This window comes from Acinetobacter pullicarnis (assembly GCF_006352475.1).
Taxonomy (GTDB): domain Bacteria; phylum Pseudomonadota; class Gammaproteobacteria; order Pseudomonadales; family Moraxellaceae; genus Acinetobacter; species Acinetobacter pullicarnis.
Genome location: NZ_VCMZ01000001.1, coordinates 3,045,043 through 3,065,219, shown reverse-complemented (window position 1 = coordinate 3,065,219; position 20,177 = coordinate 3,045,043). Strand labels below are relative to the sequence as shown.

16 protein-coding genes are annotated in these 20,177 nt (G+C 40.8%); 12 read left to right on the top strand and 4 right to left on the bottom strand.

Annotated features, from left to right (window positions below; all coding sequences use genetic code 11):
• Positions 1–360 precede the first annotated feature (360 nt).
• The 7 genes from pgaB (at position 361) to cueR (ending at position 9,233) form a co-directional block, all read left to right on the top strand.
• Positions 361–2,328: a poly-beta-1,6-N-acetyl-D-glucosamine N-deacetylase PgaB gene (pgaB, locus tag FD716_RS13590; RefSeq protein WP_407641934.1), complete on the top strand. Its 1,968-nt coding sequence runs from the start codon at positions 361–363 to the stop codon at positions 2,326–2,328.
• Between the two features lie 12 nt (positions 2,329–2,340).
• The gene (gene pgaC / locus FD716_RS13585; protein WP_139852836.1) at positions 2,341–3,624 is read left to right on the top strand and encodes a poly-beta-1,6-N-acetyl-D-glucosamine synthase; all 1,284 of its coding nucleotides are present in this window, start codon (positions 2,341–2,343) and stop codon (positions 3,622–3,624) included.
• A 1-nt stretch (position 3,625) separates the two neighbouring features.
• Positions 3,626–4,039, top strand: coding sequence for a poly-beta-1,6-N-acetyl-D-glucosamine biosynthesis protein PgaD (gene pgaD, locus FD716_RS13580; protein WP_139852835.1), 414 nt, complete (start codon positions 3,626–3,628; stop codon positions 4,037–4,039).
• 126 nt (positions 4,040–4,165) lie between these two features.
• Complete coding sequence (locus tag FD716_RS13575; RefSeq protein WP_139852834.1) at positions 4,166–5,305, top strand: acyltransferase family protein; 1,140 nt, start codon at positions 4,166–4,168, stop codon at positions 5,303–5,305.
• A 316-nt stretch (positions 5,306–5,621) separates the two neighbouring features.
• On the top strand, positions 5,622–5,930 hold the full coding sequence (locus FD716_RS13570; protein ID WP_139852833.1) for a hypothetical protein: 309 nt from the start codon (positions 5,622–5,624) through the stop codon (positions 5,928–5,930).
• 125 nt (positions 5,931–6,055) lie between these two features.
• A complete protein-coding gene (locus tag FD716_RS13565; protein ID WP_139852832.1) occupies positions 6,056–8,728 on the top strand; it encodes a heavy metal translocating P-type ATPase in 2,673 nt (890 codons plus the stop codon).
• A gap of 106 nt (positions 8,729–8,834) precedes the next feature.
• Entirely contained in the window at positions 8,835–9,233 is a 399-nt protein-coding gene (cueR, locus tag FD716_RS13560) for a Cu(I)-responsive transcriptional regulator (protein ID WP_139852831.1), read from the top strand.
• Between the two features lie 195 nt (positions 9,234–9,428).
• On the opposite strand, the gene FD716_RS18925 is transcribed toward cueR, so the two are convergent.
• A complete protein-coding gene (locus FD716_RS18925; protein ID WP_323808200.1) occupies positions 9,429–9,611 on the bottom strand; it encodes a hypothetical protein in 183 nt (60 codons plus the stop codon).
• Positions 9,612–10,179: 568 nt separating this feature from the next.
• Here FD716_RS18925 and FD716_RS13555 point away from each other — a divergent pair.
• From FD716_RS13555 to FD716_RS13540, 4 genes are read left to right on the top strand one after another with little or no spacing between them, the layout of a single operon-like run.
• A complete protein-coding gene (locus FD716_RS13555; protein ID WP_139852830.1) occupies positions 10,180–10,725 on the top strand; it encodes a fimbrial protein in 546 nt (181 codons plus the stop codon).
• Between the two features lie 36 nt (positions 10,726–10,761).
• The gene (locus FD716_RS13550; protein WP_139852829.1) at positions 10,762–11,484 is read left to right on the top strand and encodes a fimbrial biogenesis chaperone; all 723 of its coding nucleotides are present in this window, start codon (positions 10,762–10,764) and stop codon (positions 11,482–11,484) included.
• Positions 11,481–14,036 (top strand): fimbria/pilus outer membrane usher protein, encoded by a 2,556-nt coding sequence (locus FD716_RS13545; RefSeq protein ID WP_228714953.1) that lies wholly within the window; start codon positions 11,481–11,483, stop codon positions 14,034–14,036. The genes FD716_RS13550 and FD716_RS13545 overlap by 4 nt, the downstream gene beginning before the upstream one ends.
• Complete coding sequence (locus FD716_RS13540; protein ID WP_171477047.1) at positions 14,036–15,136, top strand: fimbrial protein; 1,101 nt, start codon at positions 14,036–14,038, stop codon at positions 15,134–15,136. The genes FD716_RS13545 and FD716_RS13540 overlap by 1 nt, the downstream gene beginning before the upstream one ends.
• Before the next feature lie 311 nt (positions 15,137–15,447).
• Here FD716_RS13540 and pdxR read toward each other — a convergent pair whose 3' ends face one another.
• Positions 15,448–16,917 (bottom strand): MocR-like pyridoxine biosynthesis transcription factor PdxR, encoded by a 1,470-nt coding sequence (gene pdxR, locus FD716_RS13535; RefSeq protein ID WP_139852827.1) that lies wholly within the window; start codon positions 16,915–16,917, stop codon positions 15,448–15,450.
• Between the two features lie 108 nt (positions 16,918–17,025).
• Here pdxR and FD716_RS13530 point away from each other — a divergent pair, with 108 nt between their 5' ends.
• Entirely contained in the window at positions 17,026–18,231 is a 1,206-nt protein-coding gene (locus tag FD716_RS13530; RefSeq protein ID WP_139852826.1) for a benzoate/H(+) symporter BenE family transporter, read from the top strand.
• Positions 18,232–18,307: 76 nt separating this feature from the next.
• Here the strand turns inward: FD716_RS13530 and FD716_RS13525 are convergent, their stop codons facing one another.
• A complete protein-coding gene (locus tag FD716_RS13525; RefSeq protein ID WP_139852825.1) occupies positions 18,308–19,216 on the bottom strand; it encodes an AEC family transporter in 909 nt (302 codons plus the stop codon).
• A 10-nt stretch (positions 19,217–19,226) separates the two neighbouring features.
• On the bottom strand, positions 19,227–20,171 hold the full coding sequence (locus FD716_RS13520) for a DMT family transporter (protein ID WP_139852824.1): 945 nt from the start codon (positions 20,169–20,171) through the stop codon (positions 19,227–19,229).
• Positions 20,172–20,177 lie beyond the last annotated feature (6 nt).

Sequence of the window (20,177 nt, the reverse complement as noted above, 5' to 3'; positions counted from 1 at the left end):
TGTTGCTGCGGATGGTTGTATTTAGCATTAAATAATAAAAAAGATAAGTGTGCCACATGGTATTACTGAATCATGTGAATTTTATAAAGCTTACATATTTTTGCGCTGATTTTTATAAAAAAAAGATTAAAATTATGAAAAATCAGTCCCGAAATTTAAGATTTTTTTCATATTCATCTTTTAAATTACCACCATTCAAACAGTTGCTCAGCTGGGTCCAAGGAAAATCCACTTCACCTAGCGTCCTCTCAAGAATAGGCAGATTAATCAATCGTCAAATAATGATGTATGAGTAAATAATTTATGTTGAGCCGCTACTTTTCACCTGCTGTGATGATCTGCATCAGTCTTTGTTTACCTATGCTTGCTACGCATGCGATAGCAGAAGATCGACCAGAAGCGGCAGTTGAAGTCGAAGTCCCCAAGATTGACTTAAAAACCTTAACCGTTATTGGATATCATGAAATCGTGGCACATGCCAATGCGATCATTCCTGATTATGCTGTGAGTAGCCAACAATTCGAATTGCATTTGGATTGGTTGCAACAAAATGGCTATCATTTTATTACTGTAGATCAACTGATTAAAGCCAGTGAAGGTCGCTATCAGCTACCGAGCAAACCGGTCCTATTAACGGTTGATGATGGCTATCAATCATTTTATCAATATGCTTATCCGATTTTAAAAGCACGAAAAATCCCCGTGGTTTTATCCGTGGTCGGTTCTTGGTTAGAACCCAAGGCCAATAGTATGGTGCAATTTGGTGATGATCAATTGGCACGCAATAAATTGCTCAGTTGGACTGAGTTAAAGACCATGCAAGACAGCGGCTTGGTTGAAATTGGCAGCCATAGCTATAACTTACATCGAGGTGTGATTGGCAATCCGCAGGGGAACTCTGAGCCAGCAGCCATCACCCGAGAATATGACGCTAAAACAAAAACCTACGAATCTGACAAAGCCTATGCTGCACGGATCTATAAGGATCTAAAGAAAAATAATAGCGTACTTAAAGCGCATGGCTTACGTTCACCACGGGTCATGGTTTGGCCTTATGGTCGTTATAATATGCAGACCATAAATATTGCAAAGAAATTGGGTATGCCAATTGCGATTAGCTTAGATGATGGGCCCGATCATATTAAAAAATCATTGGGGCAAATGAACCGAATTCTAATCGAAGGCAATATGACCACGGATAATTTGGCGCAGGAAATTCAAAATCGCCAAATGAACCTAGGAGATAACAATCGTCCGCAGAAAATTATGCATGTCGATCTAGACTATATTTATGATCCAGATCTGCAACAACAAGAAAAAAATCTGGGGTTATTGCTGGACCGTATTCGTGCAATGAAAGTAAATACCATTTATTTACAAGCATTCTCTGATCCTGATGCCAATGGTTCAGCCGATATGGTGTATTTCCCCAATCGTTATCTGCCGATGCGCGCTGATTTGTTTAACCGCGTCGCATGGCAAATTCAGAGTCAAACCCAAGTCGGGCGGGTCTATGCGTGGATGCCATTGTTGGCTTGGGAGCTGCCAAAAAACAATCCAATATCTCAGGATTTAGTGGTAACGCAGCAGAGCAAAACGGGTGAGCATTTAAATATGGGCTATTTACGCTTAAGTCCATTTTCAGCACCAGCACGTCAAGTAATTAAAGGCATTTATCAAGATTTGGCAAAATCGACACCTTTTAATGGAATTCTATTCCATGATGATGCGACCTTGTCTGACTACGAAGACGCTAGCCCTGAAGCGATGCGGGTCTATGCTCAACATGGACTGCCGACGGACCTTGCTGAAATCCGTAAGGATGATGCAAAATTGCAAAAATGGACCGCCTTGAAAACCGATACCATTGATGACTTTGCAATGGAACTTGCGGCAGAGGTTCGACTTTATCAACCCTTTTTAATGACTGCGCGCAATATGTATGCGCAAGTGGCATTGTCCGCTTATTCTGAAAATTGGTATTCGCAATCATTGGAACAATCACTGAAAAAATATGACTTCACCGCGATCATGGCGATGCCTTATATGGAACAAGCACCTGATGCAAAACAGTTTTATCAGAACTTGGTGAAACGGGTTAAACAGCAGCCACAGGGCATGAAAAAAGCAGTATTTGAATTACAGGCTGTCAATTGGCGCACAGGTGAGAAAATTCCGACGACAGAAATGACCGATACAATTAAATCTTTGTATCAACAAGGGGTTTTACATGTTGGCTATTATCCAGATGACCCAATCCAAGGTCATCCAGATCCTGAAGAAATGCGTAAAGTGTTCGATAGCAAGTCTTATCGTTTGATTCCATAGGGAATGATGGATATGTCTTCTTTTCAGAGCCTTTGGCAGTCATTACTCAACTTTATTTTTTACTATCCCTTGTTTATGTCCTATCTGTGGATGTTCGGCGCATTGATCTTTTATTGGAAAGAACGCCGTGAGCCTGCTTATACCGCACCACCAGATTTGCAGGATTATCCACGGGTAGCAGTTCTGATTCCTTGTTTTAATGAAGGTTATAATGCAGAGGAAACCATTAGCCATGCATTGAGCCTTGATTATCCAAATTTTGAAGTGATCGCCATCAATGACGGAAGTTCGGACAATACTGCTGACGTGTTAAATGCCATGTCTAGCCAATATGCCAATTTACGTGTGGTGCATTTGGCCGAAAATCAGGGCAAGGCCATGGCTTTACAAGCTGGGAGCTTAGTGACTGATGCTGAATTCCTAATTGGTATTGATGGGGATGCTTTGCTTGATCCGCATGCGGCACGTTGGATGATGCGGCATTTTCAGCGTGATCTGGCAATTGCTGCAGTCACTGGAAACCCACGAATTCGCAACCGTTCCACTTTACTTGGGCGTATACAAGTCGGGGAGTTTTCGTCTATTGTTGGAATGATTAAGCGCGCGCAACGAACATTCGGGCGGATATTCACTGTATCGGGTGTGGTCACTGCTTTTCGTAAAAGTGCAGTACATGAAGTGGGGTATTGGTCACCCGACATGCTAACTGAAGATATTGATATTACTTGGAAATTACAGCGCGCAGGTTGGGATGTACATTTTGAACCGAATGCCTTGGTTTGGATATTAATGCCAGAGAGCTTGCGTGGTTTGTGGAAACAGCGGCTTCGATGGGCAATGGGTGGTGCGCAAGTTCTGCTTAAGAATATCGATATTCTAATGAAACCCAAGTTAAATTACTTGTGGCCGCTGATTATTGAATTATTCCTGACCTTGCTGTGGTCATATCTGATGTTAATTATGCTGATTATGTGGCTGGTGTATTTAATTTGGCCCGGCTTAGGTTCTCCGATATTGAGTTCACCCCTCTTGCCTTCAGGGATTGGGGTTTTATTGGGCGCGACCTGTTTAATTCAATTTGCAGTAAGTAAGTGGATGGATAGTCGTTATGAGCCTAAACTGGGACGTAACTATTATTGGATGATCTGGTATCCCATCGTTTTTTGGTTAATTACAGTTTCAGCCAGTATTATCGCTTTTCCAAGCGTATTATTTCGTCGCGGTGGAAAACGTGCCCGTTGGGTGAGTCCAGATCGTGGTATACGTCAACATGATGAACGAGAAGGAGAAGAATAAAATGACAAAAAGCTCTTTGATCATTGATTTACGTCGCCAACTTCCTTGGCATAAACGTTATGTCTCACATACAACGACAGCAATGCTTTGGGCGGGCTGGATTTTTCTTTGGCGGCCTTTAATGATCGTGGTTGGCTTTATTGGTGTACAAAATCCGTATTTGTTTAACCATTTTATTGAGGTCTTTACCAAAGCACTTGAAAATGGTTTTACTGCTTTAGTGGCTTGTGCGATTTCATTGTGGTTATGGAGCAACTTTGCTTCTGCCAAAAAAGTAAAACCCTTACAGCAAAATAGTGTGGAGGATTATGCTGACTATTTTGCTTTGAATCCTGAGGATTTGACTCAGTCGCGTCAGCAAAAAATTATGACCGTGCATCATAATGCTGAGGGTAAAATTACCCATATTGAATAAACGGGACTAGAATATATTTGATCCCACGACTGTGGGACTTTTATTTTTGCATTTCATTGCAATAAAGTAATTTATAAACAAATAGTCAGCGAGACAAAGTGAGCGATCTAGTCCGATGAAGCATGTATGCAAAAATTGAATGCAGCAGAAAGTATCCGTGGTTTGGCTTGTATGGCGGTGGTATTTTCACATTTGAGTTTAAGCTTTTTCCCAGATTTACATGCCTTTGATGTGGTTGGCCCATTGCAACCCAGTTGGATGGCTTGGATACATCAATCGCCCTTTGGCTTTTGGTTTTCGGGTACCGCTGCGGTTTATGTATTTTTTGTGCTCAGTGGTTATGTTTTGAGTTTTGCAATTTATAAGCACGCAAATCAACTGCAAACTAAAGTCAAAAATATGCTGTATAAGCGCTATCCACGCTTGGCCATTCCGGCTTTGTTTTCCTGCCTGTTGACTTGGCTTTTATTTCAGTCTTTTCAAGTCGATCCACAAAATGTTGGCGCATGGTTGGCCCACTATCTGACGCAGTCGGTCAGCCTCAAAGATGCAATATATCAAGGCGCGATCGGTTCATTTTTATTTGCACAAAGTTCGGTGAACTGGGTGTTGTGGACCATGCAGGTTGAATTGTTCGGTTCACTGTTGTTGTTTTTATTGATCTTGATTAGACAATACCAACAATGGTTATTTTTTCTGACCGCAGTGCTGTTGTTAAGTATCAGTTATTGGATTTGGAGCGAAGGCGTTTTTCTGGGGTTAAGCTGCTTTGTGTTGGGCATGTTGATTTATGCCTATGCGCGTGAGTTACCGCTGTTTGTTGCCATCCTGATGGGTTTGAGTGGGCTTTATTTGGCTGGAACGCATGACAATAGTGGGTCTTATCAGTGGTTAGTTGCTTTGTTGGGCACGAAGACCTATGACTATGCCAATGCATTGGCAGGGGTGTTGTTGGTGTATAGCATTTTAATGAGTCCACAAATTTCCAGCTATCTAGATCAAAAAGGGTTAGTGAAGTTGGGGGAGTGGTCATTTTCGATTTATCTGCTGCATTTGCCTTTGCTGTATTTGGTTTGTGTACCAGTATTAAATCAATTGATCCATTGGCAGGTCGATGCGCAACTTGCCGTCTGGGCAGCCATTTTCATTTTTTTATGTGCGTTGCTGTGCTGCGCTGCCATTTATAGTCGTTATGTGGATCGATTTGCAATTCAAGTTAGCCAAGGTTTTGCTCAAAAAATACAGTCTTTTCATCAAAATAAATAATGTGAGCTGTTAGACATTAATTGTTACTTTTATTTTTACTGTCAGCGACTACGCCTTATACAATGAAGCCAAAGCAATGGTATTCAGATTAAAAATAAAATCAAAAAATCGATATTCAGCTTATGAAAAATACGTCGATTGAGGGTGTGGTATGTTGAAATGGTGGCTTTTTCTAATCATAGTCGTGTTGGTTTTGGTCTTTTTTTTAAGAAGACGGCTAACTCGACCGAAGCTGAAATTTTTAATTAGCCCCAGTCGCCAAGCCACCTCAAAACTTTTTAATCGTGCAAGAAACTATCAAAAAATAGACCCCAAGATGAGTGCGACGCAAGCGCAAGAAGTCATTGCCAATCAATTGCGTTTTGATCAGGTCGCCAAGTTACTTTTTGAAAATAGAATTTCCCAAGCAAATTTTGAAGATGCAACCCAGATTCAACAACAGTTTTTGGGTAAAATGCCAGCACAATGCCATAGTCAGATTGAAGAATTCGATCTTGGAGAATGGTCTATTTTTTGGAATTATAAGCAGCAATCGCTGGAATACTACGTGGGACGCTATGGCATATTTTATACCCACGTTGATCGCTTCGGGGCTGAACATCAGTTAAAAATCAATTTTTCATAACCGCAGTATGGGTTATTTGGCACTTGCATAAAAAAATGATCCAGAGTACTTGACCTTCCTATGATGGCAATCTTTATGCTCAGTTTAATAAATCGCCTACGACCTACGAGAGGTGGGGGAAAGACATGCAAAATCATCAAAATTTAGAGTTTCGTCAAAGTGTACGTATTGAGGGCATGACCTGTGCCTCCTGTGTGGGTCGGGTAGAAAAAGCCTTGGCTAAAATCGATGGGGTTGATTCCGTGAGCGTTAATCTGGCAACAGAACAAGCGCTGATCGTCAGTCAACAGGCGTTGCAACATACTGATATCGCTAGTGCAGTGGAACGTGCTGGTTATAAGTTGCAGCAACCTGAGCCCATGAGTTTAGTCATTGAGGGCATGACCTGTGCCTCTTGTGTTGGCCGGGTAGAAAAAGCCTTGAATAAAGTAGCCGGTGTGCGCCGTGCCACGGTGAATTTGGCTACAGAGAAAGCACAAGTTGAACTTGATTACGAGGTTTCGCGTGCTGATTTGGTTGCCGCGGTAGAAAAAGCCGGTTATCAAGTGTTGGCACCTGCGATTGAACTACATATTGAAGGCATGACCTGTGCTTCATGTGTGGGGCGGGTGGAAAAGGCCTTAAAAGCCATTGATGGTGTGCAAACCGCTTCTGTTAATTTGGCTACGGAAACAGCCACGATTCAGGGCAAAGCTGGACTCAATGTCACCGATTTGATTGAGGCGGTGGCACGCGCAGGCTATACCGCAACTATCCATCAAGGTAATAACACTGAACAGCAAGATAAAAAACAAGATGAATTACAGCATTTAAAACGTGATTTGATCATCGCGACGGCTTTGGCATTGCCTGTGTTTATTTTGGAAATGGGGTCGCATCTGATACCCGTCTTTCATCAGTGGGTGATGCATAACATTGGTACCTATAACAGTTGGTTGATTCAGTTTGTATTAACCACCCTGATTTTGGTTTTTCCAGGACGTCGTTTTTATCAGAAAGGCATTCCAGCCTTGCTGCGTTTGGCACCAGATATGAACTCTTTGGTCGCCGTGGGGACGTTCTCCGCCTATTGTTATTCCTTGGTTGCGACTTTTGCACCACAAGTATTGCCCGAAGGCACGGTGAATGTGTACTTTGAGGCCGCTGCGGTGATTGTGGCACTAATTTTATTGGGGCGTTTCTTTGAAGCCAAAGCCAAAGGGCGGACTTCACAGGCGATTCAGCATCTGGTGGGCATGCAACCGAAAACGGCACGTATTGAACAAGATGGCCGTATGCTGGATATTGCTGTGGCTGATGTACAGTCTGGCATGGTGGTCGAGATTCGTCCGGGTGAGCGTGTGCCAGTGGATGGTGAAGTGCTTTCAGGACAAAGCTTTATTGATGAGTCAATGATTACGGGTGAGCCAATTGCTGTTGAAAAAATAGCGGGCGCAGGCGTGGTTGGCGGTACCGTCAATCAAACGGGAAGTATCCGGATTCGTGCGACGACCGTCGGAAATAATTCGGTTTTGGCGCAAATTATTCAGATGGTTGAACAAGCCCAAGGCGCAAAAATGCCGATTCAGGCCATGGTAGATAAAATTACCATGTGGTTTGTGCCAGTGGTGATGTTATTGGCGCTGTTGACCTTTTTGACTTGGTTGATTTTTGGGCCTGAACCCGCTTTAAGCTTCGCCTTGGTGAATGCGGTGGCGGTGCTGATTATTGCTTGCCCATGTGCGATGGGTTTGGCCACACCAACCTCAATTATGGTGGGAACTGGTCGTGGTGCTGAAATGGGCGTGTTATTCCGTAAGGGTGAGGCCTTGCAGTTACTTAAAGAAGCCAAAGTGGTTGCGGTTGATAAAACAGGCACACTGACGGCCGGTAAACCAAGCCTCACCGATTTTGATGTGGTGAATGGTTTTGATCGTAATGATGTGCTTGCGAAAGTCGCAGCGGTTGAGGTTAAGTCTGAGCATCCTATCGCACAGGCCATCGTGCTTGCTGCACAGGAACTTGAGTTAGCTTTAGAACCGATTAGTGAATTTAATTCGGTCACGGGTTATGGAATTCAAGCCAAAGTTGGTGAACATCTGGTCTATGTCGGCGCAGATCGCTTTATGCAAAAACTCGGCTTAGATCCAAGTGTATTTGCAGATACCGCGGCACGACTTGGGGTTGAGGGCAAAACACCCTTATATGTGGCAATGGATGATCAATTGGCTGCAATTATTGCAGTTGCCGACCCAATTAAGCCAACCAGTTTTAGTGCGATTCAAGCCTTGCATCAATTGGGGCTGAAAGTGGCGATGATTACTGGTGATAATCGACATACTGCACAAGCGATTGCAAAACAATTGAACATTGATGAGGTGGTTGCTGAGGTTTTACCAGAAGGAAAAGTTGAAGCTGTACGTAAATTGAAACAGCAGTATGGGCGTGTTGCCTATGTGGGGGATGGGATTAATGATGCACCTGCTTTGGCAGAAGCGGATGTCGGTTTAGCCATTGGGACAGGCACAGATGTTGCGATTGAAGCTGCTGATGTGGTGTTGATGTCGGGTAACTTACAAGGTGTGCCCAATGCAATCGCTTTGAGCAAGGCCACCATTGATAATATCCGTCAAAACTTATTCTGGGCATTTATTTATAATGCTGCCTTAATTCCAGTGGCTGCAGGCTTGCTCTATCCAAGCTTTGGTATATTACTCTCGCCGATTTTTGCAGCAGGGGCGATGGCATTGTCTTCGGTATTTGTATTGGCCAATGCACTGCGTTTGAATGCCTTTAAACCCGTGTTAACGTCATCATGATCGTCACAATATTTGTGATTATTTAAGTAATTACTTTTATTAAAGACTCAACGTCGCTTAAGATAGGTGGAGTTTTGCTTAGGCGACGAACTGAGGGATAATCAATATGAATATTGGGCAAGCGGCAAAGCAATCGGGTATTTCTGCCAAAATGATTCGTTATTATGAAGAGATTGGTTTACTTCATGCGGTCAATAGAACTGATGCAGGTTATCGAATCTATGCGGCACAAGACCTCAAAGCCTTACATTTTATTAAACATGCACGCGAACTAGGTTTTTCTTCGGAACAAATGAAAGATTTATTGTCACTCTGGAAAAATACAGATCGACAAAGTGCAGAAGTTAAAAAGTTAGCGCTACGACATATCGAAGAACTCAATCAAAAAATTAAAAGTCTGCAAGAGATGGTGCTGGTGCTCGAACAAGCCACAGAATGTTGTGCCGGTGATTATGGCCCAGACTGTAGCATTTTAAATCAAATTGAGCAGGGCTTGGTGGGGTAGAAATCTACTTGTCTTCTAGAATGGCATTCGCAGTGACTGTGCTTATTTATCTACTGAGCATTTAGTCTCTACCAAATAGCCTAGATGATATTTACCCCCTTTTTTCCAGACATCAATACCAATTTTCATTACTAGGTTAATAACCTCATTTCGTGTTTGTGCAAAAGGTAGAAAATTTCTCTAAATCTGTGCATTTTAGGTGGTGCAATAATAGGTATTCTTCTTCACATCGATAATGCTTTTATAGCACTGCTTGGTATCGTAAGTACCATCTCCATAAACTGCAATAATTTCTGCTGACTCCAGAATCTGATCCAGTAAATCGGGCAGAACTTCTAGATCTCCAATGCGGTTACTTTTCATTTCTACAGATGTAATAAAGCCATTTGGTTGTATTGATTTTTTTCAATGAAAAGGTGCAATTACCAATTTAAAGTGGTTTTGTAAAAAAAAGAATAATAATGTTAAGTGGATTGAAAAGTTTTAATACTGATATTTATAACTATTAAAATGGTTTGATTGTATTTTAATGCTAGATAATTATATTTTGGAATGTGTTTTAAAAAAATAATAGATTTATGAACTTCTAATAAATGATTATTTTTATTTTATTGTTAATTTTGTTTGAAATTATTTTATATTTTTATTTGTAAATTTTGATTGTTTAGAATTTATTTAGTATTTGTGTTTTTTGTAGGATCTTTGTTTTATTTAAACATAGATTAGTTAGTTTAACTAAATTGGTTGGGTTTTATTTTTTATTTTTTTATTGGCGGTAGTATAAGGGTTGTGGTGTTTTATTTTAAGGTGATTTGCTTTTTTATAATATAAAACTATATTTAGAGTCTGTTATTTGTGGTTTAAATAATAAACAGCCTTTGTTGAGAATAACGAAAAGGTTAGCTTAATAAAAGGATATTTAAATAATTTTATGTGAGAAAACTTAATGAATAAAACTAAACTTGGGTTAGCCTTTATTGGCATTTTAGTCGGATCATCATCTGTTTATGCTGCTGAAGGTTCTATTACCTTTAGCGGATCGCTTGTGTCTGGTACTTGCACACCTAGTATTGAAGGTGGGGCGGGAGTTAGTTCAGGAACAGTTACCCTACCAACGCTGAATATTTCTGAATTAAAGGATGCGAATAAAACAGCTGGTGAAATGAAATTTACAATTGCACTAACAGGTGATGCTGGGAGCGATGGTTGCGAATCAGGAGGGAAGTTTGCAACACCATATTTTGAGCCTGATATTGCAAAGGTAAATTCGCAAGGTCGATTAATTAATACGGGTACTGCAACCAATGTTGATATTCAAATTTTGGATGGTGCCAACCGAACAATTGATCTAATGAAAGACACAGCTGATCAGATCACTTCAGTATCACCTGGACATAAAGATTACAACTATATTGCTCGTTACTATGCAACTGATACAGCAGGTGCAGGCGCTGTAAATGCATCAATTAGCTATAGTTTCATTTATAAATAATAAGTATAAATTTTTTTTGGTGGGAGAGATTATAAAATGGGTATTAAGTTCCTGGTTACATTGATAACATTGATTTGCTCGCAAACCCTTTTCGCGGGTGTAATAGTTACTGGTACTCGAATAATCTTTCCCTCCGACCAGCAAGCCGTTACAGTACAGTTGGCTAATCCTTTGGAAGTACCAGCACTTGTTCAAGGATGGCTAGATAATGGAGATTCCAAAACGATTCCTGATGCAAATGAAGTTCCTTTTATTTTGACACCCCCATTGGTTCAAATTGAGCCAAAGAAGGGGCAAATGATAAGAATTATAGCAAAGGATGTAGATCAATTACCGAAAGACCGTGAAAGCATATATTGGTTTAATATCTTGGATATTCCACCTGTTGCAACTGAAAAAACAGATGAAAATAAGTTGCAGGTTTCAATACGTACGCGCCTTAAATTAATTTATCGTCCAGTAAAGTTGGAAATGGGCCAAGAAAAAGCTTTTAAAGCGCTTAAATTTAAATATTTATCAGATTCAAAAGAAATTCGAGTTGATAACCCTAGTCCTTATTATATTAATTTTTATGATCTAGATTTAAAATCAGAAAAGCAAGAAACATTTGTACATACAGATCCTGTCATGATTGCACCTTATGCATCAGATAAATTTAAAATAAATATTAATTTTATTCCTGTTCGAGTGGGAGTTAATCTAATTAATGATTATGGCTCGAATCAATCCTATGATTATAATATAGAAAATATAAAATGATGAAAAGATCACTTTTAAGTACTTTAGTCATTTTCTCTATGCAAATTTCCATTGCAGAAGAAGCTGGAGAAAATTTAGAAAATTTACAAGCTTCAGGCATGTCTGCAAGCCACTTGTATTCTTTTGATGCGAGATCATTATTTGGTGGATCAAGTCAAGATATTGACTTGAGTAAGTTTACAAGCACAGATGCAATTGCAGCAGGTGTTTATTCGTTAACGACCAGTGTAAATAATCGGTCTTTAGGGCAGCTTACCTTACAGTTTAAGCATTTAGATGCAAGTCGTAGTGCAGTACTATGCATTGATGATAAATTATTACAATACTTGGACTTACGTAAAGATATTTTAGAGCAACTCCCTAAAGTAGAATGTTTAACGATTAAAAATTTAAGTCCAGATGCTTACTATGATGCTGATCTTTCTACACTGTCATTAAGTATGTCATTGCCTTTGGTGATATTAAATAATCGACCATCTGGTTATATTGCACCAGAACTATTTGAACGAGGGGTAACTGCTGCTTTTTTGGGATATGATTTCAATACTTATCAAAGTAAAAGTGATGGTTATGAAAAAATAACGAGTAATTATTTAAGCCTTAATGGGGGGCTTAATATAGGTGGTTTGAATTTTCGTCATTCTGGGAGTTTTAATGGAGATAGTTCTAGTCTTGGGGACTATCAATCTTATTTAAATACAGTTTCAACAGATATATTACCGTTAAAATCGCGTTTAACGGCTGGTGAATTTAATACGCAAACATATTATATCGATTCGGCTCAAATTGTGGGTGCACAATTGGCATCAGATATTGGTATGCGACCAATGTCTCAACGCAGTTATGCACCTGTGATTAAAGGGGTAGCCAATACGAATGCACTTGTAACTGTTTTTCAAAATGGTCGCAAGGTGTACGAGCGTACTGTTCCAGCTGGTGACTTTGAAATTAATGACCTTAATGCGATTAGTAATAATGGTGATTTGACCGTACAAGTGACAGAAAATGGTGGGGAGAAGTATAGTTTTATTGTGCCATTGCAAGGCAGTATGAATATTATTCGTATTGGGCAATTCAACTATAGTGCTGCAGTAGGTAAATATAAGCTAAATAATAAAATTTCAGATGATTATATTTCACAATTTAGCTTTGAATATGGCTTAAGCAACTATGTGAGCTTGTACGCTGGAACTAATATCAGTAACCCATTTAAAAGTTACCTTTTAGGGGTTGGTACCAATACACATTTAGGTGGCATAAAGTTTGATGTAGAACATAGTAATGCAACATTAGCAAATAATGAACGTTCAGGACAGAAATATCAGACGGCTTATCAATATAATTATGCACCATTGGGTACATCTATTAGTTTAGGTGCGCAGTATCAAAGTCGGGAGTATATGACTTTAAGTAATACAATGGCGATGCGTAATTTAGATAATTTAGATAATGCAGAAATAGATAATATATTTAGAACCTACCGCCTTAAACAACAATTTAATATTTCAATGCATCAAAGTCTCAAAGAAAATAAATATGGTTCAGTCTATTTAAGTGCCTCAAAAAATAATTATTGGAACTCATCCAAGGACTTTTTTCAATATAGTATTGGATATTCAAATAACTGGAAAAAAATAGGATACTCGCTGAGCTTATCTCAGAGTGCAACTGATCTTTTCTTAGGTAATAAAGAGAAGAAAGTTTATATGAGCTTTACGCTTCCACTTGATTTTGGAAGTAAACGTGCAAGTGTTTATTCAAGTATTCAGCATTCAGATTTAATTGGAAAGCCAACCTCAGCAAGTCTTGGATTAAGTGGTGTACTCGGGGAAAGTAATCAGTTTAATTATGGTTTAAATACCAATAACTATTGGAGCAATGATCATTCTAGTTCATCGATATCAACCAATATAAATTACAAACTACCACAAGTGCAGTTAGGTGCAGTTGCAGGATGGAGAAATGATCAAACACAATATGGTATGCATGCACGTGGTGCGTTTGTTGCACATAGATACGGTTTGACTGCCACAAATACCTTATCAGATACATTTACCATCATACATGCTGATGGGGCAAAAGGAGCTGGTGTTTCAAATGCTTGGGGAACTAAAATTGACCGTTTTGGTAATGCGGTTTTTTCAAATCTATCCCCATATGAAATTAATACTGTCAGTTTAGATTTGAAAAACTTACCAGTTAATCTCAATTTTAAATCGAATCAAGCAGAAGTCATTCCTCGTCGTTTTAGTACAACAATGGTGGAATTTAAAGCGGTTAAAACATCAAATATTTTACTTAATGTGAAGTTTGATCAAGGTCAGAAAATTCCAATTGGTGCGTATGCTCTAAATACTGAACAAAAGCCTGTAGGCATGTTTGGTCAATCAAATCAATTATTCATTGAAAATACAGTTGATCTAGAAAATGACATTCAAGTACTTTGGGGGGAGTCAAATCAATATAAATGCCAGATTGAAGCTCCCGAAAAATTAGTACAAAAAACAAAAACAAGCAAAGCCTTTCAGGTTATTGATGTGGAATGCAAATAATGAAATTTAAATATTTTTTTCAAATATCACTATGTTCACTTTTTCTCAGTCAAAGCCATCTTGTCTACGCAGGTGGTGATTGTGAATCATTTACACCAAATTTAAAACTTGGTCAAACTACATTTACTGCTACAACGACCCAAATCCCTGGTAAAAGTTGGTATATTGCAAAGGATGGCATTAGCGATAGAATTAATGCATTTGGGCTGATTGACTGTCGAGCAACAATACCAGATGGATTAGCAAAGGATAAAAACACACAATATGTTCTCGGGAACAAAAGTATAGCGTTACGAAGGGAGCAGACTATTGATGGGATCAGCTATCATGGTCTCATGAATACTGGCCACCCTTTTCTTGACCGGCATGCTTTTATTAACTTTTCCCTACAGAATGGAGATTATGCAGGTACAAATACAAATATAGAGAAGATAAACGGTGCGGTTCGAATCGATCAAGGGAGTGCACTAGGTAAATCATCAGCATTAGATCTAATTTTACATAATCTTCACTTTATTTTTCTGGCACCAATTCCATATCCAATGTCTACAACTCTTAATATTGGTGAGGCTGTATTGAATATGTCAGATAGTAGGCCGTATAGTGAATTACCCGAAGGACAAAAAATTGTTCTTAATCATATAGAAGATCTCTATGTAACAATAAACTTTTTACCTGTTGCAACAAAAACCTGCAGAATGGCGAATCCAACAGTTATTTTACCAAAAGTTTCTACAACAAGTTTTAAAAAAATTGGCGATGAGGTCAGTAAAACAAATTTCTCTTATAGTGTTAGCTGTGATCCGGGCGTTGGATATCAGCTAGTAGAGGTAGTTTTTTTAGATAATGCTGAGATTGAAAATAGATCGAATATATTGAAAAATCTAGGTACGGCAAAAGATGTTGGTATTAAAATCTATAATGCTGCGGACAATGCAGAAGTCAGATTTAATACTGCAATAGATTTTGGCACAATATGGACTTCTAATAAAGAAACAACATTAACTAAACAATTTTATGCGAGATATATCGCGACGGGATCGGATGTTACTGGTGGTACTGTAGAGGCTAAGGCGATAGTTCACCTTAATTATAAATAATATCGCCCTACCAAAGTGAAATATAATAGATCAATCGGTATAAATATGAAGAAAATGCTGCAAGTCGAATAATTAAATAGAAGCCGTGAGAAGATATGTATTCTATGGGAGATGAATTCATCAATATAGAATCATACTTATTTGTAGTCATGATGTCCGTGATATTTTTATTTTTGAACTCAATGTTAATGGCTCAGTTATTTATTATCTAAAATAGCCTAAATGATATAAGCAAAGAAATGTCAATATGCTCTCAACGGTTTTGCGAATAGGCTGTCATTGAGATAAGACTACTTTCACCATTCTAGATTTTAAACACGCAAACGCTTAAAAATATCCGCTAACTGCTGTATAGCCAGTGTTAATTCTTCGGTGGTATAGGCAGCAAATCCCATTAAAATGCCTGCTTGGCTAGGCTTTAGGGCATGTAAGCCACTAAGCCCCAAAAGATCAATGTCCACACGAGCAGCTTGTTCAATCAGCACATGTTCAATGAATTCACCACGGAAGATACACGGGATTTGCAGACCACCGCTGGGAATGATTGGCTGCACAAAATCACTGAGATACTGTTGAATCAGCTGTAATAAAACGTTGAGTCGTTCGGCATAGAGCATGCGCATATTGCGCACATATGCGCCAAAATGTCCGCCTTGGATAAAGCGTGCTAGGGTCAGCTGTGCAATCGGTGCACTATGCCCATCGAGTAAGGTTCGGGCGATGGTCATGGGCTGTACCAACACAGAAGGCAAGACCATATAGCCGATCCGCAAGCCCGGAAACAATGACTTGGTAAAGGTACCGATGTAGATGGTCCGTTCATGCGGATCTAGCCCCTGTACGCAAGCGGTGGGTTTGCCTGCATAATGGAACTCACTGTCATAGTCATCTTCAATAATCCACGCCTGTTGCTGGCTGGCCCATTCAATCATCGCCAAACGGCGGTCGAGTGATAGGGTGACCCCAGTTGGAAACTGATGTGAGGGGGTGAGAAAAACCGCTTTTGCTGCATGTGGACTTTGGCGTAATTGGTCGACTGAAATGCCATCTTGATCGACTGGAATCGGAATGCAATTGAGCCCAACCGCATCGAAGGCTTTTCGTGCGCCGTGATAAAGCGGATCTTCAATAAAAATTGCATCACCTACATCGAGTAATAATTGTGCGCATAAGCTCATGGCCTGTTGTGAACTGGTCAGCACCAAAACCCGTTCAGCCGTTGCATGTGCGCCGCGTTCCAAATTGACATAGTCGGCAATGGCATGTCGTAAGCATTCGATACCTTGGGGTGGACTGTGCAATAAGGCTTTACTGCCATATTCCTTGAGTACTTGCCGTTGTAAACGCTCCCAGATGGGTAAAGGAAATAGTCGTGTTTCGGGAACGCCCGGTGCAAAGGGGCGCGGCTGCATAAAGTCACGAACTCCACCATTTTTAAAAATATGCATGCCACGTTGACTGAGGGTTTGTGCTGGCGTGCCGTGCGTATTGCGTTTTGGCAGACGTTGTACTCTTTTGGAGACCACACTCCCACTGCCAATGCGTCGTTCAATAAAACCTTCGGCATGTAATTGGCTGTAGGCCATCTCGACTGTATCACGTGAAACACCAAGTGAACTGGCCAAAGCACGTGAGGCAGGGAGTGGTTTTCCCACATCGAGGATGCCATCCAAAATTAATTGACGGATGGCACGCTGAATCCGGGCGTAGCGTGGAAGGGCAGCATATTGAGGGGCGACTAAGCAGACCTTTACCGATTCGAGTTGTGAGTGCTTAAACAAATGGTCTGCTCATCTTGATTAAAATGGTAGGGTAATACAAGCCATTGTGCTTTTACAATAGCCATTCTGATCTTCACTCAACCGATCAATATGGAGTAAAGCCCGAACATGTCCTCATCCTCTTCTTTGCGTTTTAATGATCTGATCCACCCAAGTGTGGCAGGCCTCATCTCGGTGATTGTCAATTATGGCGGCACCTTTATTTTGGTATTTCAGGCGGCAAAAATGGCAGGGTTAAGCCCTGAACTCACGGCCTCTTGGGTCTGGTCGATTTCGATTGGGGTGGGGATTACTGGCATTATTTTAAGTTGGTGGGCACGTGCACCGATTATCACCGCATGGTCAACCCCGGCGGCCGCATTTTTGGTCACCGCACTGGTTGCTGTGCCCTATTCTGAAGCGATTGGAGCATATTTACTGTCTGCTGCTGCATTTGTGCTATTGGGGTGGTCTGGCTATTTTGAAAAACTGATTCGCTTTATTCCAGCCAGTATTGCTGCGGGGTTATTGGCAGGGATTTTATTGCAATTTGGCATTGGTGCATTTAGCAGTATGACGGTCGATCCTATATTGGTCGGATTATTGGTCTTGGTTTATATTGTATTGAAGCGTTTTACTGCACGGTATGCGGTGGTCGGTATTTTATTATTGGGCATTATTTTATTGCTGCTGCAAACACGGATTGATTTATCTGGCGTGCAATTAAGTTTTGCGACCCCAGTATTTACGATGCCAACATTTTCTTTTAATGCCTTGCTGAGTGTGGCATTGCCATTATTTTTAATTACCTTAACTGGGCAATATATGCCTGGCATGTTGGTTTTACGCAATGATGGCTTTAAAACCAGTGCCAATCCGATTATCACCGTAACCGGTTTGGGTTCATTGCTGATGGCACCATTTGGTTCACATGCCTTTAATTTGGCTGCGATTACTGCTGCAATTTGTACTGGAAAAGAGTCGCATGAAGACCCATCAAAACGTTGGATTGCCGGTATTGTGGCAGGGCTATTTTATATACTGGTTGGATTGTTTGGGGTAACCTTTGCTGCCATCTTTATGGCCTTACCTGAAACTTTTATTATGACCTTGGCGGGCTTGGCATTACTCGGCACCATCGGTGGGAGCTTGGCAAATGCTTTGGCTGAGCCGAAAACCAGAGAGGCAGCATTAATTACATTTTTAGCTGCCACTGCAAATATTAACTTGTTTGGAATTGGTGGGGCATTTTGGGGTCTAATTATTGGATTAATTGCCTATGTGATTTTAAATGGCTCGCTTACTGGTTTTAAAATGGGTATGAAAAAAGCGTAGTGAGACGAGGGTGATGCTGAGATGTGGGCGAAACAATCACAATCAATCGCCCACCTTGCTTAAATTGACGGCAAGATTAGATCACCCACCAAATCACCAAGGGCAGAGTAAAGGCGACACAGAGAGTTTGTAGGCTAATCACTGCTGCCATTAGTTGACTGTCACCATTCAGGACTTTGGTCAGGATGTATGCAGCGGATGCAGTTGGGAGTGCAAAGAAAATCACCACAACTTGCATCACCAAGAGTGAGACATCAAATACATAGATGCAGACCAGCCAAGCCAGGGCCGGCATGATCAGTAAGCGCGCAAAGGTGTTGATAAAGAGTGGCCAGAGCGCAGCTTTAAACTGGTCAAATTGCAGTGCTGCACCGACGCAAAGTAAGCCAAGCGGTAAGCTACAGATCGCCAATTGATGGAGCAGGTGATTCAATCCGACCCAAAGACTCAGACCAGACGCATTAAATAGCGCCCCAATTAAACAGGATAAGATGAGTGGGTTTTTGATTAAGGCTTTGAATATTGCAATAAAACTCATTTGTTCCGGATCAGTCAATGCCACCACGGAAACGATATTTACCGCAGGAATACTCATGGCCAAACAAATGGCCAAAATGGTCATCCCAGGTTGTTGAAATAAAGCGGCTACCACGGCCAAGGCAATATAGGTATTAAATCGCACGACACTTTGCATATAGACGCCAAAACGTGCTGAAGGCGTGTGATAAAGGGCACGGATGAGATATAAGGCAATACAGGCGATCCCAAAGACTAGCCCTAAAACTAACATCAGACTTTGTACCAGCGCAAAATCAATATTGGCTGTGGCCAACTGACTAAATAGCATGGCAGGGAATAAAATATAATAATTCAGCTTTTCAGCACCAGACCAAAAACCATCGGCTAGAATTTTTTTATGATGCAGCAGATATCCACCCAAGATCAGGGCGAGGAGTGGGAATAGCGAAATAAAAATCTGGCTCATACGAAGGGGGTTATTCCTGTTGATGCTGTACTGTTGACCCTGATTTGGCTTTTTTATTGGTCAAAATGACCCCAGCAAAACAGAATATACCGCCAAGCAGCATGGCCCATGTAACCGTTTCTTTCAAGAGGAAAAAAGATAAGATCACGGCAAAACAAGGTACCAGATTGTTGAAAATAACCGTACGTGATGCACCAATCTGTTCAATGCCTTGTGCATACCAGACAAAGGCCAATACCGTACCGAGGGCACCAAGATATAGCATTGCCAACCAATTCATCGTTGAAATATGAATGGCTTGCCAACTTTCTAATTGTGGAATGGCACTCACCAGCAAAAACAGCAGCCCCCAAAGAATCGCATAGGTGGTGGTGAGCTGGGCGGATAAGGGCGCAACTTTACGAATACACAAGGTGTAGATCACCCAACAGCATACGGCCCCAGACATCATGGCTTCGCCTTGTCCAAAGGCACCATCCAATAAACTACTGAATTGCCCACGACTGACCACAATGATGGTTCCTAAAAAGGCCAGTAAGACGCCAAAATAATTCAGTTTGGACAGTTTTTCTTTAAAAATGATTGCTGCTGCAACCACGGTCATTACCGGCGATAAACTGACAAATAAGGCACTGCGCCCAGCCTCTATATAGTTGAGTGCACCAAGAAAGAAGAGGTTGTAGATGCAAATTCCAGTGAATCCCATTATTGCGGTATACAGCAATTGTGAGGGGCTAATCCAGACCCAGCCAGCGTGTTTACGTACAACCAAAATCACCAGTAAAATTGCGGCAATCCCAAATCGGCCAATTGCAGCCAAATGTGGAGGGACGTCAGGTGCTAAATGACGACCAGCAATAAAGGTTCCACCCCAGAAAAATGCCACTGCAATTAATTTGAGATAGAGCTGCCATTGCGGTGCTCGGATGAGGGGGCTGCGGTCAACACTGGACATGGGGAG

Excerpts from the sequence above, each read along its gene's own strand:
- pgaB (WP_407641934.1), top strand. The coding sequence starts at position 361 with ATGCTTGCTACGCATGCGATAGCAGAAGATCGACCAGAAGCGGCAGTT.
- pgaC (WP_139852836.1), top strand. The coding sequence starts at position 2,341 with ATGTCTTCTTTTCAGAGCCTTTGGCAGTCATTACTCAACTTTATTTTT.
- pgaD (WP_139852835.1), top strand. The coding sequence starts at position 3,626 with ATGACAAAAAGCTCTTTGATCATTGATTTACGTCGCCAACTTCCTTGG.
- FD716_RS13575 (WP_139852834.1), top strand. The coding sequence starts at position 4,166 with ATGCAAAAATTGAATGCAGCAGAAAGTATCCGTGGTTTGGCTTGTATG.
- FD716_RS13570 (WP_139852833.1), top strand. The coding sequence starts at position 5,622 with ATGAGTGCGACGCAAGCGCAAGAAGTCATTGCCAATCAATTGCGTTTT.
- FD716_RS13565 (WP_139852832.1), top strand. The coding sequence starts at position 6,056 with ATGCAAAATCATCAAAATTTAGAGTTTCGTCAAAGTGTACGTATTGAG.
- cueR (WP_139852831.1), top strand. The coding sequence starts at position 8,835 with ATGAATATTGGGCAAGCGGCAAAGCAATCGGGTATTTCTGCCAAAATG.
- FD716_RS13555 (WP_139852830.1), top strand. The coding sequence starts at position 10,180 with ATGAATAAAACTAAACTTGGGTTAGCCTTTATTGGCATTTTAGTCGGA.
- FD716_RS13550 (WP_139852829.1), top strand. The coding sequence starts at position 10,762 with ATGGGTATTAAGTTCCTGGTTACATTGATAACATTGATTTGCTCGCAA.
- FD716_RS13545 (WP_228714953.1), top strand. The coding sequence starts at position 11,481 with ATGATGAAAAGATCACTTTTAAGTACTTTAGTCATTTTCTCTATGCAA.
- FD716_RS13540 (WP_171477047.1), top strand. The coding sequence starts at position 14,036 with ATGAAATTTAAATATTTTTTTCAAATATCACTATGTTCACTTTTTCTC.
- FD716_RS13530 (WP_139852826.1), top strand. The coding sequence starts at position 17,026 with ATGTCCTCATCCTCTTCTTTGCGTTTTAATGATCTGATCCACCCAAGT.
- FD716_RS13525 (WP_139852825.1), bottom strand. The coding sequence starts at position 19,216 with ATGAGCCAGATTTTTATTTCGCTATTCCCACTCCTCGCCCTGATCTTG.
- FD716_RS13520 (WP_139852824.1), bottom strand. The coding sequence starts at position 20,171 with ATGTCCAGTGTTGACCGCAGCCCCCTCATCCGAGCACCGCAATGGCAG.